The organism is Bordetella sp. MIP270_01_BMS, assembly GCF_054958705.1.
In genome coordinates, this window is record NZ_CM143297.1 from 1,427,886 (window position 1) to 1,443,390 (window position 15,505).

Annotated in this window: 8 protein-coding genes; 2 read left to right on the forward strand and 6 right to left on the reverse strand. The window is 64.3% G+C overall.

Going from position 1 to position 15,505, the window contains the following annotated elements; translation table 11 throughout:
• Positions 1-20: 20 nt before the first annotated feature.
• From zapE to ACV17W_RS06620, 6 genes are all read right to left on the reverse strand, one after another.
• Positions 21-1,112: a cell division protein ZapE gene (zapE, locus tag ACV17W_RS06595; RefSeq protein WP_462595624.1), complete on the reverse strand. Its 1,092-nt coding sequence runs from the start codon at positions 1,110-1,112 to the stop codon at positions 21-23.
• A gap of 226 nt (positions 1,113-1,338) precedes the next feature.
• On the reverse strand, positions 1,339-2,766 hold the full coding sequence (lpdA, locus tag ACV17W_RS06600; protein ID WP_462595625.1) for a dihydrolipoyl dehydrogenase: 1,428 nt from the start codon (positions 2,764-2,766) through the stop codon (positions 1,339-1,341).
• Between the two features lie 311 nt (positions 2,767-3,077).
• On the reverse strand, positions 3,078-4,286 hold the full coding sequence (gene odhB, locus ACV17W_RS06605; protein WP_462595626.1) for a 2-oxoglutarate dehydrogenase complex dihydrolipoyllysine-residue succinyltransferase: 1,209 nt from the start codon (positions 4,284-4,286) through the stop codon (positions 3,078-3,080).
• A gap of 45 nt (positions 4,287-4,331) precedes the next feature.
• A complete protein-coding gene (locus tag ACV17W_RS06610; RefSeq protein WP_462595627.1) occupies positions 4,332-7,205 on the reverse strand; it encodes a 2-oxoglutarate dehydrogenase E1 component in 2,874 nt (957 codons plus the stop codon).
• A gap of 314 nt (positions 7,206-7,519) precedes the next feature.
• Positions 7,520-9,610, reverse strand: a complete 2,091-nt coding sequence (locus tag ACV17W_RS06615; RefSeq protein ID WP_462595628.1) for an OPT family oligopeptide transporter — start codon at positions 9,608-9,610, stop codon at positions 7,520-7,522.
• A gap of 70 nt (positions 9,611-9,680) precedes the next feature.
• Positions 9,681-10,148 carry an Lrp/AsnC family transcriptional regulator gene (locus tag ACV17W_RS06620; protein ID WP_462595629.1) on the reverse strand — a complete coding sequence of 156 codons (468 nt, stop codon included), beginning with the start codon at positions 10,146-10,148 and terminating at the stop codon, positions 9,681-9,683.
• Positions 10,149-10,274: 126 nt separating this feature from the next.
• On the opposite strand from ACV17W_RS06620, the gene mdeB reads away from it, so the two are divergent.
• Both mdeB and ACV17W_RS06630 read left to right on the forward strand, forming a co-directional pair.
• Positions 10,275-12,941 carry an alpha-ketoglutarate dehydrogenase gene (mdeB, locus tag ACV17W_RS06625; protein WP_462595630.1) on the forward strand — a complete coding sequence of 889 codons (2,667 nt, stop codon included), beginning with the start codon at positions 10,275-10,277 and terminating at the stop codon, positions 12,939-12,941.
• Positions 12,942-13,075: 134 nt separating this feature from the next.
• Positions 13,076-15,364, forward strand: coding sequence for an NADP-dependent malic enzyme (locus ACV17W_RS06630; protein ID WP_462595631.1), 2,289 nt, complete (start codon positions 13,076-13,078; stop codon positions 15,362-15,364).
• Positions 15,365-15,505: the final 141 nt, after the last annotated feature.

Sequence of the window (15,505 nt, forward strand, 5' to 3'; positions counted from 1 at the left end):
GGGTATTGAGCGCGGTGCGCCTACAGTCCCACGGTCAGCCGCCGCTCGGATTCGAGGTATTCACGCGACTGCATTTCGAGAATTCGCGACACGGTCCGATGGAATTCGTTTGCCAGGGCGCCTTCGGTATACAGCTCTTCGGGGGCGCATTCGGCGGACATGATCAGCTTGATCTTGTGGTCGTAGAACACGTCGATCAACCACGTAAAGCGGCGCGCCTCCGAGGCCTGGCGCGGCCCCATCCGGGGCACGTCGGACAGGATCACCGCGTGGAACCGGTTGGCGAGTTCCAGGTAGTCGTTCTGCGAGCGCGGGCCTCCGCAAAGCGTGGCGAAGTCGAACCACACGACCGAGCCGGCCAGGGCCGTGGCGCGAATTTCGCGATGTTCGATATGCAGCACGGGCTCTTGAGGCGGCGTATCGGCCAGGCGGTCGAATGCGCTCTGCAGCGCCTGGCGCGCGGTTTCGTCCAGGGGCGTGTGATAGCACTGCACCTGTTCGAGGGTACGGCGGCGATAGTCCACGCCGGCATCCACGTTGAGGATGTCCATGCGCTTGGTGATCAACTCGATGGCCGGCAGGATGCGGTCGCGATGCAGCCCGTCGGGATACAACGCCGAGGGCTGGTAGTTGGAGGTCATGACGAACGACGTACCGTATTCGAACAGCTTCAGCAGCAAGCGATACAGAATCATCGCGTCGGCCACGTCAGACACGTGGAACTCGTCGAAGCAGATGAGCCGATAACGCTTGGCGACGCGCCGGGCCACTTCGTCCAGCGGGTCCTGCATGCCTTTCACGCTTTCGAGCTCACGGTGCACGCCACGCATGAATTCGTGAAAATGCAGGCGCGTCTTGCGCACCACAGGCACCGTGGCGTAGAAGGCGTCCATCAGGAAGCTCTTGCCGCGCCCAACTCCGCCCCACAGATACACCCCGCGCGGAACGTCCGGACGATTCAGCAACTTCTTCAACGCGTTCGAACGCATCGCCTTGAAGCTGATCCAATCGTCGTAATAGGCCTGCAGCCGGTCAACCGCCTGCAACTGTGCCGCGTCGGACTGGTAGCCTCGGGCGGAAAGCTCGTGTTCGTAATATTCGCGGACGTTCATGTCGCAGCAGCAAGCCTGAAAAATTGCGGGGAGCCCGCGTTGATGCGCCTGGGCCATGGCGACCCCGTGAACGCGCGCGAGTCGCGCGCGGCCACGCCGGCGCGGTCGGCGCGATGGCACACCGCAAAAAAAACCAAGGCCTGCGTAGACAAGGCTGCGCAGGCCAGGCAAGTCACGTGGCCGGGGCGCCGGTGGCGGCGCGGCGCCACCGGTTCGCCCAGCGCGTTCAGAAGTTTAGCGTGCGCTTGTCCACGGCCAGGGCTGCTTCCTTGACGGCTTCCGACAAGGTCGGGTGCGCATGGCAGATGCGCGCGATGTCTTCGGCGGCGCCGCGGAATTCCATGATCGTGACGGCTTCGGAAATCAGTTCGGATGCCATCGGACCCACGATATGAACGCCCAGCACTTCGTCGGTCTTGGCATCGGCGATCACCTTGGCGAAACCGGTGGTGTCACCCAACGCGCGCGCGCGGCCGTTGGCCATGAAGGGGAAACTTCCGGCCTTGTATTCACGGCCTTCTTTCTTGAGCTGCTGTTCGGTCTTGCCCACCCAGGCAATTTCGGGCGAGGTGTAGATGACCCAGGGCACCGTATCGAAGTTCACGTGGCCGTGCTGTCCGGCAATACGCTCGGCAACCGCCACGCCCTCTTCTTCGGCCTTGTGCGCCAGCATGGGCCCGCGCACAACGTCGCCAACGGCCCAGACATTGGGCAGGTTGGTCTTGCAGTCACCGTCGACTTCGACGAATCCGCGCTCATCGAGCTTCAGGCCCACGGCCTCGGTGTTCAGCCCGCCGGTATAAGGCACGCGGCCGATCGACACGATGAGTTTGTCGACCACCAGTTTCTGCTCGCCGCCCTTGGCATCGGTGTAAGGCACGGTAACGGACTTGCCCGTCGCCTTGATCTCGCCGATCTTGACGCCCATCTGGATATCGAGGCCCTGCTTGGTGAACGCCTTCAAGGCTTCCTTGGCCACCTGCTGGTCGGCGGCGGCGAGGAATTCGGGCATGGCCTCCAGGATGGTGACTTCGGCTCCCAGGCGGCGCCACACGCTACCCATCTCGAGACCGATGACGCCTGCGCCGATCACACCCAGCTTCTTGGGCACGGCATCGATATTCAGCGCGCCATCATTGGACAACACGGTCTTTTCATCGAAAGGCAGGCCGGGAAGCTCGCGCGCCGCCGAGCCGGTGGCCACCACGACGTGCTTGGCCACCAATTCTTCTTCGGCCGCGCCCGTCACCTTGATCGCATAGCCGCCTTCGGCCTTGCCTGCAAAGGCGCCGGTACCGTGGAAGTACGTGACCTTGTTTTTCTTGAACAGGTACAGGATGCCGTCATTGTTCTGCTTGACCACCGTATTCTTGCGGGCCAGCAGCTTGTCGAGCTTGAGGCTGACGCCGTTGACTTCAATGCCGTGATCGGCGAAGTGGTGGTTGACCTGCTCGAAATGCTCGGACGACTGCAGCAAGGCCTTGGATGGAATGCAACCTACGTTGGTGCACGTGCCACCGGGCGCGGGGCCTCCTTGACCGTTCTGCCAGGCATCGATGCAGGCGACCGACATTCCCAGTTGCGCGGCACGGATGGCAGCGATATACCCGCCAGGGCCGGCACCGATGACGACGACGTCAAATTGTTTGGACATGATGTTCTCGAAGATAGGAAGATGGGGAAGATGCCGGCGCCATGGCCGGGACGGCGGGCCGCTGCGGGGCTTGCCGGCTGCAGCCACCCGGCGCGACGTGCGCCGGGCGTGGCAGGTTCGCGAAGGCCCGCCCCAACACAGCCAGGGCGCGCGGGCTTGCCGTGCGCCCTCGCGGCATGAGATGGGCGCGGTGCACGCTGTCCGCCGCGGCGGACAGCGCGGCTGACCAGACTCGCCACGCCGGGGCCCGCAGGCTCCGGCACGGTGCGTCAGAAGACAGCATTCCTCTTACGCCCGCGCCAACTGGCCGCTTACAGGTCCAGCAACAGACGCTGCGGATCTTCCAGCGCGTCTTTCATGGCCACCAGGCCGAGCACCGCTTCGCGGCCATCGATGATGCGATGGTCGTACGACAGCGCCAGGTAGTTCATCGGGCGGATGACGATCTGCCCATTCTCGACCACCGGGCGGTCCTTGGTGGCGTGCACGCCCAGAATCGCCGACTGCGGGGGGTTGATGATCGGGGTCGACAGCATCGAACCGAACACGCCGCCGTTCGAGATCGAGAACGTGCCACCCGTCATTTCTTCGATGCCCAGCTTGCCATCGGCCGCACGCTTGCCGAAATCGGCAATGGTCTTCTCGATTTCAGCGATCGACAGCTGGTCGGCATTGCGCAGGATGGGCACCACCAGGCCACGGGGACTGCCCACCGCGATACCGATATCGAAATAGCCGTGGTAGATGATGTCCTTGCCGTCGATCGAAGCATTGATCAGCGGGAACTTCTTCAGGGCGGCCACGGCGGCCTTCACGAAGAACGACATGAAGCCCAGCTTGATGCCGTGCTCTTTCTCGAACTTTTCTTTGTACTTGTTGCGCAGGTCGATGACAGCCTGCATGTTCACTTCGTTGAACGTTGTGAGAATGGCGTTTTCTTGCTGCGACTGCAGCAGGCGCTCGGCGATGCGGGCGCGCAGGCGGCTCATGGGCACGCGCTGTTCCGGACGACCGTCGAGCGACACCGACGTCGGCGCGGGGGCCGCGGCCGCCTTGGCAGGAGCGGCGCTGGCGCCTTGTGCGTCGGCCTTGGTGATTCGGCCGTCACGGCCCGTGCCCGACACCGAGGCCGGGTCCACGCCCTTCTCGGACAGGATCTTCGAGGCAGCCGGCGAGGCCACGCCCGCGGCAGACGACGAAGCCGGCGCGCTGGCGGGCTTCTCGGCGGCCGGTTCGGCCTTGGGCGCCTCGGCCGGCGCCGCGGCGGCTTCGGCCTTGGCGGCCGTGTCGATCTTGGCGATCAGCTGGCCCGAAGTGACGGTGCTGCCATCGCCTTCGACGATGTCGGCGAGCACGCCCGACGCCGGAGCCGGCACTTCGAGCACGACCTTGTCGGTCTCGATTTCGATGAGGATCTCGTCTGCCTCGACCGCAGCGCCCTTCTGCTTCTTCCAGGTGAGCAGAGTCGCTTCAGAGACGGACTCGGACAGTTGGGGGACGACGACGTCAGTGATAGCCATAGTGTTGGGTTCCAGTAATTTTTGTGAATTCGAAGTCGGCCGACCTTATTTGGTCAGCATGAAGCCTTTGTACTTTGCGGCAAACGCCTGTTCGATCAGGGCCTTCTGCTGCTCCTGGTGCTTGGCAAGGTAGCCCACCGCGGGCGAGGCCGACGCCGCACGGCCGGCATAGCCAAGCTTCTGGCCTTCGGACATGTTCTCGTACAAATGGTGCTGGACATAGAACCATGGCCCCTGGTTCTGCGGTTCGTCCTGCACCCAGACGACTTCGGTAGCCTTGGCGTACTTGCTGAGTTCGGCTTCGAACGACTTGTGGGCGAACGGATACAGCTGTTCGACGCGGATGATCGCGATGTGGCCGGCCTCGCGCTCGCGGCGGGCATTGACGAGGTCGTAGTAGACCTTGCCCGAGCAGACCAGCACGCGCTTCACCTTGGCCGGATCGATGGCGTCGTCGAGTTCGCCGATCACGGGCCGGAAACTGCCGCCCGCGAGTTCGGTCAGGGGCGAGCCTGCGTCTTTGTTGCGCAACAGCGACTTGGGCGTGAAGATGACCAGCGGCTTGCGGAACGGGCGGATCATCTGGCGACGCAGCAGATGGAAAATCTGCGAGGCCGTGGTGGGCTGCACCACCTGGATGTTGTTGTCGGCACACAGCTGCAGGAAGCGCTCGATGCGTCCCGACGAGTGCTCGGGGCCCTGCCCTTCATAGCCGTGCGGCAGCATCAGCGTCAGGCCCGACTGGCGGCCCCACTTGGCTTCACCCGAAGTGATGAACTGGTCGATGACGACCTGCGCGCCGTTGACGAAGTCGCCGAACTGCGCTTCCCAGATGGTGAGCGTGTTGGGCTCGGCGCTGGAATAACCGTATTCGAAACCGAGCACCGCTTCTTCGGACAACACCGAATCGATGACCGTGAACGGGGCCTGGCCCTCGGACACGTTCTGCAGCGGGATGTAAGAACCATCGTCCCAGCGTTCGCGGTTCTGGTCGTGCAGCACCGCGTGCCGGTGGGTGAAGGTGCCCCGGCCGGAGTCCTGGCCGGTGATGCGCACCGCGTAGCCCGAGGCCACCAGCGTGGCGAAGGCCAGGTGCTCGCCCATGCCCCAGTCGAGGTTCAGCTCGCCCTTGGCCATGTTGCGGCGATCGTTCAGCAGCTTGTTGACCAGCGGATGCACCGTGAAGCCTTCCGGCACGGTGGTGATGCGTTCGCCGATGCGCTTGAGTTCGGCCAGCGGCACGGCCGTGTCGGCGTGGTCGGTCCATTTGGCGCCCAGGAAGGGCGACCAGTCGATCGCGTACTTGCTCTTGTAGTCGGTGAGCACCGGCTCGATGGTGCGCTGGCCGTCTTCCATGAGCTGGCGATAGTCTTTCACCATCTGATCGGCTTCGCCTTCGGCGAGCACGCCTTGCGCGGTGAGCTTGTCGGCGTACAGCTTGCGGGTGCCGGGATGATGGCCGATGCGCTTGTACATCAGCGGCTGGGTCAGCGACGGGGTGTCCTGCTCGTTGTGGCCCAGCTTGCGGAAGCAGACGATATCCAGCACCACGTCGTGGCCAAACTGCATGCGGTAGTCGAGCGCCAGGCGGGTGGCGAACACCACGGCTTCAGGATCGTCGCCATTCACGTGGAACACCGGCGCTTCGATCATCTTGACCACGTCGGTGCAGTACAGCGTGGAACGCGAGTCGCGCGGGTCGGACGTGGTGAAGCCGATCTGGTTGTTGATGACGATGTGCAGCGTACCGCCGGTGCCGTAGCCGCGCGTCTGGGCAAGGTTCAGCGTTTCCATCACCACGCCTTGGCCGGCAAAGGCCGCGTCGCCGTGCACCAGCACGGGCAACACTTGCTTGCCCGCGTGGTCGCCGCGGCGTTCCTGGCGCGCGCGAACGCTGCCTTCCACCACGGGGTTGACGATTTCCAGGTGCGACGGGTTGAAGGCCAGCGACAGGTGCACGGGGCCGCCGCGCGTGGAAATGTCGCTCGAGAAGCCGTTGTGGTACTTGACGTCGCCGTCGGTCAGGCCTTCGGCATGCTTGCCCTCGAACTCGGCGAACAGGTCGCCGGGCATCTTGCCCATGATGTTCACGAGCATGTTCAGGCGGCCACGGTGAGCCATGCCCACGATGATTTCCTGCACGCCGGATTCGCCGGCGTGGTTCACCACCTCGTCCATGGAAGCGATGAAGCTTTCACCGCCTTCGAGGGAAAAGCGCTTCTGTCCAACGTACTTCGTATGCAGAAAGCGCTCGAGCCCTTCGGATTCGGTGAGCTGCTGCAGGATGTGGCGCTTTTCTTCGGCGGTGTAGGTGGCCGCGCCGAATGTGGTTTCCAGGCGTTCCTGGATCCAGCGTTTGGCGGCCGGATCGGAAATATGCGTGAACTCGGCGCCGATGCTGCGGCAATAGGTGTCGCGCAAGGCCTTCAGGATGTCGCGCAGCGTCATGGTGCTGGCGGTCGTGAAGTAGGTATTGGTGGCCGAGTAGGTCTGGTCGAGGTCGGCTTCGGTCAGGCCGTAGAACGCCGGGTCGAGTTCAGGAATGGGCGGGCGTTCGCGGCGCTTGAGCGGGTCGAGGTCGGCCCAGCGCGATCCCAGGGAACGATAGGACGCGATGAGCGACTGCACCGACACCTGCTTGCTGGCCATGGCAAGGTCGGGTTGCGACGAGCGCTGCTGCACGAAGCCATTGCTGCGAGCGCGCTGCGCGAACGACTCGACGATGGGCGCATGCGCCTGGTCGCGAGTGGATTCCTGGCCGTCGGGCGCCGGCACATGCTGCAGCTGGTCGAAGTATTCGCGCCAGTTGTCGGGCACCGAGCCGGGATTGTCGAGATAAGACTCGTACAGTTCTTCGACGTACGGGGCATTACCGCCGAACAAATACGAAGTGGAAAGGGATTCTGATTCGGAAGACATATATTGCTTCACCTTGACGAGTGCTTCACTCGATGCGATGCAGGAAAACCTTCCGCGACACGGGCTTCCCGTTTTGCGGATAGCAGGGGCAGAAGGCGCGTACAAGCCTTGAAAGCCGTATGGCTCAAAAGTATAACCCTTACCATATGCGCCGTCTTCTTTTGGGGCCGGATGGCCCCGACCCGGGCGCATGACGCCATTCCGCTGCATCATGGTGGATCGAAAATCCGCCATGATGCCGGCTATGGGCCGCTTTTTCCCGTTATCCGGCCGGGGCGCATTGTGACGAGAAAACCACGCGGCGCGCGCCCCCGTCAGGCGCGTCCCGGCTCGGCTGACACCGTGCGGCGATAGAACAGGGCGGCCACCAGCGCGAACACCACGAGCCCGAGCCAGGACGCGGTGGTGGCAAAACCGGCGCCCGCCACCGCCAGCGGCGCTTCTTCGCCGGTGGCGCCGATCACGGCGGCCATCATCACTCCCACCAGACTTTCGCCGACGATCAGCCCCGAGGCCAGCAATGTGCCGCGCCGATTGGACGGCTCGGCGTAGGTTTCGTAGGGCTCGCCGGCCTGCTTTGCACGGGCGCGCAGTTGACGCTGGATCAGCCATGCCAGCACGGCCCCCACCACCAGCGGCGCGCTGACCGTCGGCGGCAGGTAAATCCCTATGCCCACCGCCAGCACCGGCATGCGGGCCACGGCGCAGGTGCGCCTGAGAACCTGGTCGACCAGGATGAGGCCCACGCCGATGGCCATGCCTATCAAGATCATGACCCAGTTCAGCTGGTGGGTGAATATGCCCTGGGCGATGGCCAGCATCAGCGTGGCCTGCGGCGCCGACAGCGCGGCGGCGGGATCCATGCCGGCACGCGGCAGCGCGTCAGCAAAGCCGTAGGCGTTATAGAGCAGTTCGAGCACCGGCGAAATGACCGCCGCGCCGACCACGCAGCCAATCAGCAGCGCCACCTGCTGGCGCCAGGGCGTGGCGCCCACCAGCCAGCCGGTCTTGAGATCCTGCAGGTTGTCGTTCGATATCGAGGCTACCGCCACCACTGCCGACGTCGTGAAAATGGCCAGCGCAATGGCCATCTGCACGCCTTCTCGGGTGGCCAGCATGCCGTGGGCGCTTTCCAGCGCCAGCATCAGCAGCGACACCAGCACGATGGCGACAATACCCACCCCCGAGATCGGGCTTGTGGAAGAACCGACCAGCCCGGCCATGTAGCCGCAGGCCGCCGCCACGAGAAAACCGAAGATAAAGGCGAAGGCTACCGAGTAGGTGACCAGCATGCCCACGTTGCCTGACATGGCCGCCGATGGTTGCAGAAAGGCCATGAAGGTCGCCACCAGAATGGCCACCAGCACCAGCGTGACCACGGAAATCCAGCGGGCGGACAAGTCTTGCTCGGTGCGGGGCGCATTGCCCTGAGCCACCCGGCCGGCGGAGGTGAAGGCCGAAAACGAGGTCTTGATGCCCCGCATCATGGGCATGAAAAGCGTCGCCAGGGTCCAGATGGCGCCCACGCCGATCACCCCTGCGCCTACGAATCGCACCTGAGAGCTCCAGAGCGCGGTGGCATAGTCGGCGGCGGACTGCCCGGCCGGCATCGTGCCCATCGCCGTCAGCACCGGCACCGCCACTCCCCAGGCGATGAGCAGGCCCGTCAGCATGGCCAGGCCGGCCACGATGCCGATCAGGTACCCGGCCCCCATCAAGGCCAGCGAAAACCCCATCGGCAGACGGAACACCGCGGCTCCCAGTGTGGGCCAAAGGCTGACGCTGTCGCCGAGCACCCGCAAGCCGTTGACCGCGAAGCTGACCACTGCGGCGACTCCGGCGCCCTTGACGATATCGGCCATGCCCGTAGGCGCCGCGCGTTGTGACGCTGGCGCGTGACCGGACTGCGGCGCCGCCGCGGCATCGTCGGCCTCGGCCGGCGCGCCGCCACTGCCCACTCGCAGGATCTCGGCCGCGGCTACTCCTTCCGGGTATGGCAATTCGCTTTGCACCACCATGATGTGGCGCAGCGGGATGGTGAACATCACCCCCAGCATGCCGCCGGCCGCGCAGATGCCCAGTGTCTGCCAGAACGGGAACCCTTGCCAGTGGCCCATCATCACAAGGGCGGGCAATATGAAAATAATGGCCGACAGCGTGCCTGCCGCCGACGCCTGCGTCTGCACCATGTTGTTCTCAAGAATGTTGGGATTGTTGAACATGCGCAGCACCGACATGGAAATGACCGCCGCCGGAATCGCCGACGAGAAGGTCAGCCCGACTTTCAAGCCCAGAAAGACATTCGAAGCAGTGAAAACGACGGTGATCAGGGCACCGATGATCACACCACGTACGGTCAATTCAGGCAGCGTGATCGAATCGGGAACGCGAGCGGGAACGGTCATGGGGGAAAAGGTCTGGTTTGGACAATCCGGCGATTCTACGCCCCGGCGCCGCCGCGCCCGTCGCCGGGCTTCATTCGAGCGGCAGCGCCGTCTGGTACTTCACCTGCTTGAGCGCAAAACCCGAGCGGATATTGCGCACCCCCGGGATGCGCGACAGGCGGCTCACCACAAACCGCTCCAGCCCCTGCATGTCGGGCACGACCACCCTGAGCAGATAGTCGGAATCGCCCGTCATCAGGTAGCATTCCATCACCTCGGGGCACTCGGCCATGGCGTTCTGGAAACGTTCAAGTTCGGGCTCGACCTGCTTCTCCAGGCTGACCTGGATGAAGACATTCAGACTCAGCCCGAGCTGCAGGGGATCCGCAAGCGCAACATACCCCCGGATCACGCCTGCGGCTTCCAGTGCCTTGACCCGGGCCAGGCACGGCGACGGCGACAAGTGCACGCGGCGCGCCAGCTCGACGTTGGTCAGGCTGGAGTCGGTTTGCAGGATACCCAGGATGCGGCGGTCGATATGATCAAGCAAGGGCGGCATAATAATTTGCAGAACCTATACATGGCCGCACATTATGCTTCGAATAAGCGTTGAACGTCGAATATTCGGACACTTATGCCAGCGCGGAAGCGCTAGCATGGGAGCCTTCCGGAGACTGTCATCGCCATGCACGACGCCGCACCCCACGATATCGATCCCGCCGAAACCCACGAATGGCGCGAGGCCCTGCAATCGCTGGTGCACGCCGCGGGGGTGCCGCGCGCGGCCTACGTGCTCGAACAATTGCTGGCGCAGGCCGCCGCGTCCGGCGTGCGCGCCGCCGGCCAGACGCGCAGCGCTTATCTGAACACCATTGCGGCCCATCAGCAGCCGCCCTTCCCCGGCGACCTGGCCATCGAAGAGCGCATTGCGTCGATCAACCGCTGGAATGCACTTGCCATGGTGGTGCGGGCCAACCAGGCGCATGGCGATCTGGGCGGCCATATCGCCAGCTACGCGTCAGCGGCAGACCTGTTCGAAGTGGGCTTCAACCACTTTTTCCGGGGCGCCAGCGGCGACTTCGCCGGCGACCTGGTGTATTTCCAGCCGCATTCGGCGCCCGGTGTGTACGCCCGCGCCTACCTGGAAGGCTTCCTGGGCCAGGATGAGCTTGCGCATTTCCGCCAGGAAATCGCGGCGCGGGCGCGGGGCCTGCGCGGGCTTTCGTCATATCCCCATCCATGGCTGATGCCGGATTTCTGGCAGTTTCCCACCGGCTCGATGGGCATAGGCCCCATCAACGCCATCTATCAGGCGCGTTTCATGCGCTACCTCGAACATCGTTCGCTGGCGCGCCCCTCCGATCGCAAGGTATGGGGCATTTTTGGCGACGGCGAAATGGACGAGCCCGAATCCATCGCCGCGCTGACGCTGGCCGCGCGCGAGAAACTCGACAACCTGGTGTTCGTCGTCAATTGCAATCTGCAGCGGCTGGATGGCCCGGTGCGGGGCAACGGGCGCATCATCGACGAACTGGAAACCCTGTACGCGGGGGCGGGCTGGAACGTGATCAAGCTGGTCTGGGGCAGCGACTGGGACGCCCTGCTGGCCCGCGATACCGACGGCGCATTGGCGCGCGCCTTCTCGCGCACCGTAGACGGCCAGTTCCAGACCTTCGCGGCCAACGACGGGGCCTACAACCGCGCGCACTTCTTCGACCAGAACCCCGAATTGGCCGCCCTGGTAGCGGACTGGTCCGACGAGGCCATCGACCGCCTGCGTCGCGGCGGGCACGACATCGTCAAAATCTATGCCGCCTATCATCGGGCCGTCCGCCACCGCGGACAGCCCACCGTCATTCTCGCCCAGACCAAAAAGGGCTACGGCATGGGCTCGGCCGGACAGGGCAAGATGACGACCCACCAGCAGAAGAAACTCGATGACGAAGCCCTGCTGGCTTTCCGCGACCGCTTTGCGCTGCCGATTTCCGATGCCGACTGCCTGGCATTGAAGTTCTACAAACCGGCCGAAGACAGCGCCGAGCTGCGCTACCTGCAGGCCCGGCGCTCGGCGCTGGGCGGGCACCTGCCGCGCCGGCGCAGTTCAGCCCCCCGGCTGCCGGTTCCGGACGCCGCACAATGGGCGCGCTTTGCGTTGCAGGCCGATGGCAAGGAAATGTCGTCGACGATGGCCATCGTGCGCATGCTCGGAGGCCTGCTCAAAGATGAAGCGCTGGGCCCGCGCATCGTGCCCATTGTGGCCGACGAGGCGCGGACTTTCGGCATGGCCAACTTGTTCAGGCAGATCGGCATTTATTCCGCACAGGGACAGTTGTACGAGCCCGAAGACATCGGCTCGGTGCTGTACTACCGCGAAGCGCTCGACGGCCAGATTCTCGAAGAGGGCATCACCGAGGCAGGCGCCATTTCGTCGTGGACGGCCGCCGGCACCAGCTATTCGGTCAACGGCCTGCCCATGTTGCCGTTCTACATCTACTACTCCATGTTCGGCTTCCAGCGCATCGGCGACCTGATCTGGGCGGCGGCCGACCAGCGCGCTCGCGGCTTCCTGGTGGGCGCCACATCGGGCCGCACCACGCTGGGCGGCGAAGGCTTGCAGCATCAGGACGGGTCGAGCCATCTCGTGGCAGCCACGGTGCCGAACTGCCGTGCATATGACCCGGCGCAAGCCTACGAGGTCGCAGTCATTCTCGAGTACGGCATGCACCGCATGCTGGACGAGCAATGCGACGAGTTTTACTACCTGACGGTCACCAACGAAAACCTGCCGCAGGCCAGCCTGCCATCGAAAGCGGCCCGCACCGGCATCCTGCGGGGCATGCATTGCGTAAGGCCGTCAGACGGCCAGCCGCAGGTGCGGCTGCTGGGCGCGGGACCGATGCTTGCCGAAACGCTGCGTGCGGCCGATCGACTGTGGGCTGATTACGGCGTCGCCGCCGAGGTCTGGAGCGTGACCAGCTATTCCGAATTGGCGCGCGATGGCCGTGAATGCGAGCGCGCGCGTGCGCTGGGCCTGCAAGACCCGTCGAGCTGGGTCGAACAATGCCTGCCCGGCGCGATTCCGGTGGTCGCAGCCAGCGACTATGTACGAGCCGTGCCCGAACAGATCCGGCCCTGGATCGCCGCGCCATTGCGCACCGTGGGCACCGATGGCTTCGGCCGCAGCGACACCCGCGCGCGGCTGCGGGATTTCTTCGAAGTCAGCGCCGATTGGATCATGCTGCACGCGCTGGACCTGCTGGCCGCCCGTGACGCGGCCCTGTCGTCCGCGCGGCAGGCGCTGCGCGAGCGCCTGGGCGCCGTCGAGCGCGTTACGCCTCCCTGGTTGCAATAGGCGCGGGGGCAGCCCGTTTACGCTGCATTGCAGCAACGCGGCGTTCGACTTTCTGTTGAAATAGACGCCTTCGCATTCCCAGGCGGACCTTGCCGGTCCGCCTATTACTTGCCGCCGCAAAGGCCTGAATCAGCATGGACGAAAATCTCACCAAGTTGGCGTTGGACTATCACGCCTATCCCACTCCCGGCAAAATTTCGGTGGTTCCCACCAAAACGCTGGCCAACCAGGACGACCTGTCCCTGGCCTATTCGCCGGGCGTCGCCGCCGCCTGCATGGCCATCTACGATCAGGGCGACGTGGCGGCCGCCAAATATACGTCGCGTGCCAACCTGGTGGGTGTGATCACCAACGGCACGGCCGTATTGGGCCTGGGCAACATAGGCCCCCTCGCGGCCAAGCCGGTCATGGAAGGCAAGGGCTGCCTGTTCAAGAAGTTCGCTGGCATCGACGTCTTCGACATCGAACTGGCCGAGACCGATCCCGACAAGCTGGTCGACATCATCGCGGCGCTCGAACCGACACTGGGCGGCGTGAACCTCGAAGACATCAAGGCGCCGGAATGCTTCTACATCGAAAAGAAGCTGCGCGACCGCATGAAGATACCGGTGTTTCATGATGACCAACATGGCACCGCCATCATCTCGTCCGCCGCCATCCTGAACGGCCTGAAGGTCGTGGGCAAGGACATCGCCAGCGTGAAGCTCGCGGTGTCGGGCGCCGGCGCCGCGGCCATCGCATGCCTGGACCTGCTTGTGCATCTGGGCATCAAGCGCGAAAACATCTATGTGGTCGATTCCCGCGGCGTCATCTGGGACGGCCGCGACGCCAACATGGAGCCCAACAAGCAGCGCTATGCGCAAAAGACCGACGCCCGGACGCTGGCGGACGTGGTGCGCGGCGCCGATGTCTTTTTGGGATGCTCGGCCGCGGGCGTGCTGACGGCGGAAATGGTCAAGACCATGGCCGATCAGCCGCTCATTCTGGCTCTGGCCAACCCCGAACCCGAGATCCGCCCCGAAGTGGCGCGCGCCGCGCGCCCCGACTGCATCATTGCCACCGGCCGTTCGGATTACCCGAACCAGGTCAACAATGTGCTGTGCTTTCCCTTCATTTTCCGCGGCGCCATGGATGCGGGCGCAACGCGCATCACTGAAGAAATGAAGCTGGCGTGCGTCAAGGCGATCGCCGAACTCGCACAGGCCGAACAAAACGACGAAGTGGCGCGTGCCTATGCCGGACAGGAACTGTCGTTCGGCCCCGAGTACATCATCCCCAAGCCGTTCGACCCACGCCTGATCGTGCAGATTGCACCCGCCGTCGCGCAGGCGGCGGCAGACTCGGGCGTGGCCACGCGCCCCATCGAAGACATCGAGGCCTACCGCCAGCAACTGATGGGCTTCGTCTACCATTCCGGCCAGCTCATGCGGCCGCTGTTCGCCCAGGCCAAGCAGGCGCCCAAGCGGGTCATCTATGCCGATGGCGAAGACGAACGAGTGCTGCGCGCCGTGCAGACGGTCGTCGACGAAAAGCTGGCGCACCCCATCCTGGTGGGCCGCCCCGGCGTCATCGAGATGCGCGTCAAGAAGGCCGGCCTGCGGCTGGTGCCAGGGCAGAATGTCGAGATCGTCGACCCTGAAGACGACAGCCGCTTCAATGAAACCTGGAATGCCTATTACCAATTGAAGGGGCGCGAAGGCGTCACGCCGGCCATTGCAAAGGCAATGATCCGCAAGCACAACACATTGATCGGCGCGATGCTGCTGCGCCGGGGCGACGCCGACGCGCTGTTGTGCGGGGTGGCCAGCAAGTACGATAACCAGCTGAAGTATGTCGATGAGATCATCGGCCGCAAGCCGAGCCAGACCTATGCGGCGCTGAACGTGCTGATGCTGCCCGATCAGACCCTGTTCGTTACCGACACCCACGTCAACGAGAACCCCAGCGCCGAGGAAATCGCGAATATCACTATGCAGGCCGCCGACGAGATGCTGCGCTTCGGCGTGGTTCCCAAGGTCGCGCTGCTTTCGCATTCCAACTTTGGCAGTCGCATGACCGCCTCTTCGCAGAAAATGTCTCAGGCCCGCCGGATCGTCGAAGAGCGCGCGCCGGACCTCGAAGTCGACGGGGAAATGCACGCCGATGCGGCCCTGTCCGAGAAGATCCGCATGCTGGCCTACCCGGACAGCAAGCTCAAGGGCCGCGCCAACCTGCTGGTCATGCCGAACCTCGACACCGGCAACATCACCTACAACATGCTGAAGATGACCGGCAGCAACGGTATCGCGATGGGCCCGATCCTGCTGGGAGCGGCGCGCCCGGTGCACATTCTGACCACCAGCGCGACGGTACGCCGCATTGTCAACATGACCGCGCTCGCGGTCGTCGATGCGCAGCAAGAGGCCGCCGAACAACGCCGCTGATCCGGCCACGGCAACTGCGCGCCGGTGGCTACGCCGCCGACGCGCCTGCAGGGCGCCCACGCGGGCGCCCTGTTGCTTGATGCGCCTTCCGCCCCATGGGCGTCGTCAATGGTACAAATTCCCCATCCTGTCTTTTTGGAG

What these genes read in the sequence shown, in the direction of transcription:
- mdeB (WP_462595630.1), top strand. Translation starts at nt 10,275, where the DNA reads ATGCACGACGCCGCACCCCACGATATCGATCCCGCCGAAACCCACGAA.
- ACV17W_RS06615 (WP_462595628.1), bottom strand. Translation starts at nt 9,610, where the DNA reads ATGACCGTTCCCGCTCGCGTTCCCGATTCGATCACGCTGCCTGAATTG.
- ACV17W_RS06630 (WP_462595631.1), top strand. Translation starts at nt 13,076, where the DNA reads ATGGACGAAAATCTCACCAAGTTGGCGTTGGACTATCACGCCTATCCC.
- ACV17W_RS06610 (WP_462595627.1), bottom strand. Translation starts at nt 7,205, where the DNA reads ATGTCTTCCGAATCAGAATCCCTTTCCACTTCGTATTTGTTCGGCGGT.
- ACV17W_RS06620 (WP_462595629.1), bottom strand. Translation starts at nt 10,148, where the DNA reads ATGCCGCCCTTGCTTGATCATATCGACCGCCGCATCCTGGGTATCCTG.
- zapE (WP_462595624.1), bottom strand. Translation starts at nt 1,112, where the DNA reads ATGAACGTCCGCGAATATTACGAACACGAGCTTTCCGCCCGAGGCTAC.
- odhB (WP_462595626.1), bottom strand. Translation starts at nt 4,286, where the DNA reads ATGGCTATCACTGACGTCGTCGTCCCCCAACTGTCCGAGTCCGTCTCT.
- lpdA (WP_462595625.1), bottom strand. Translation starts at nt 2,766, where the DNA reads ATGTCCAAACAATTTGACGTCGTCGTCATCGGTGCCGGCCCTGGCGGG.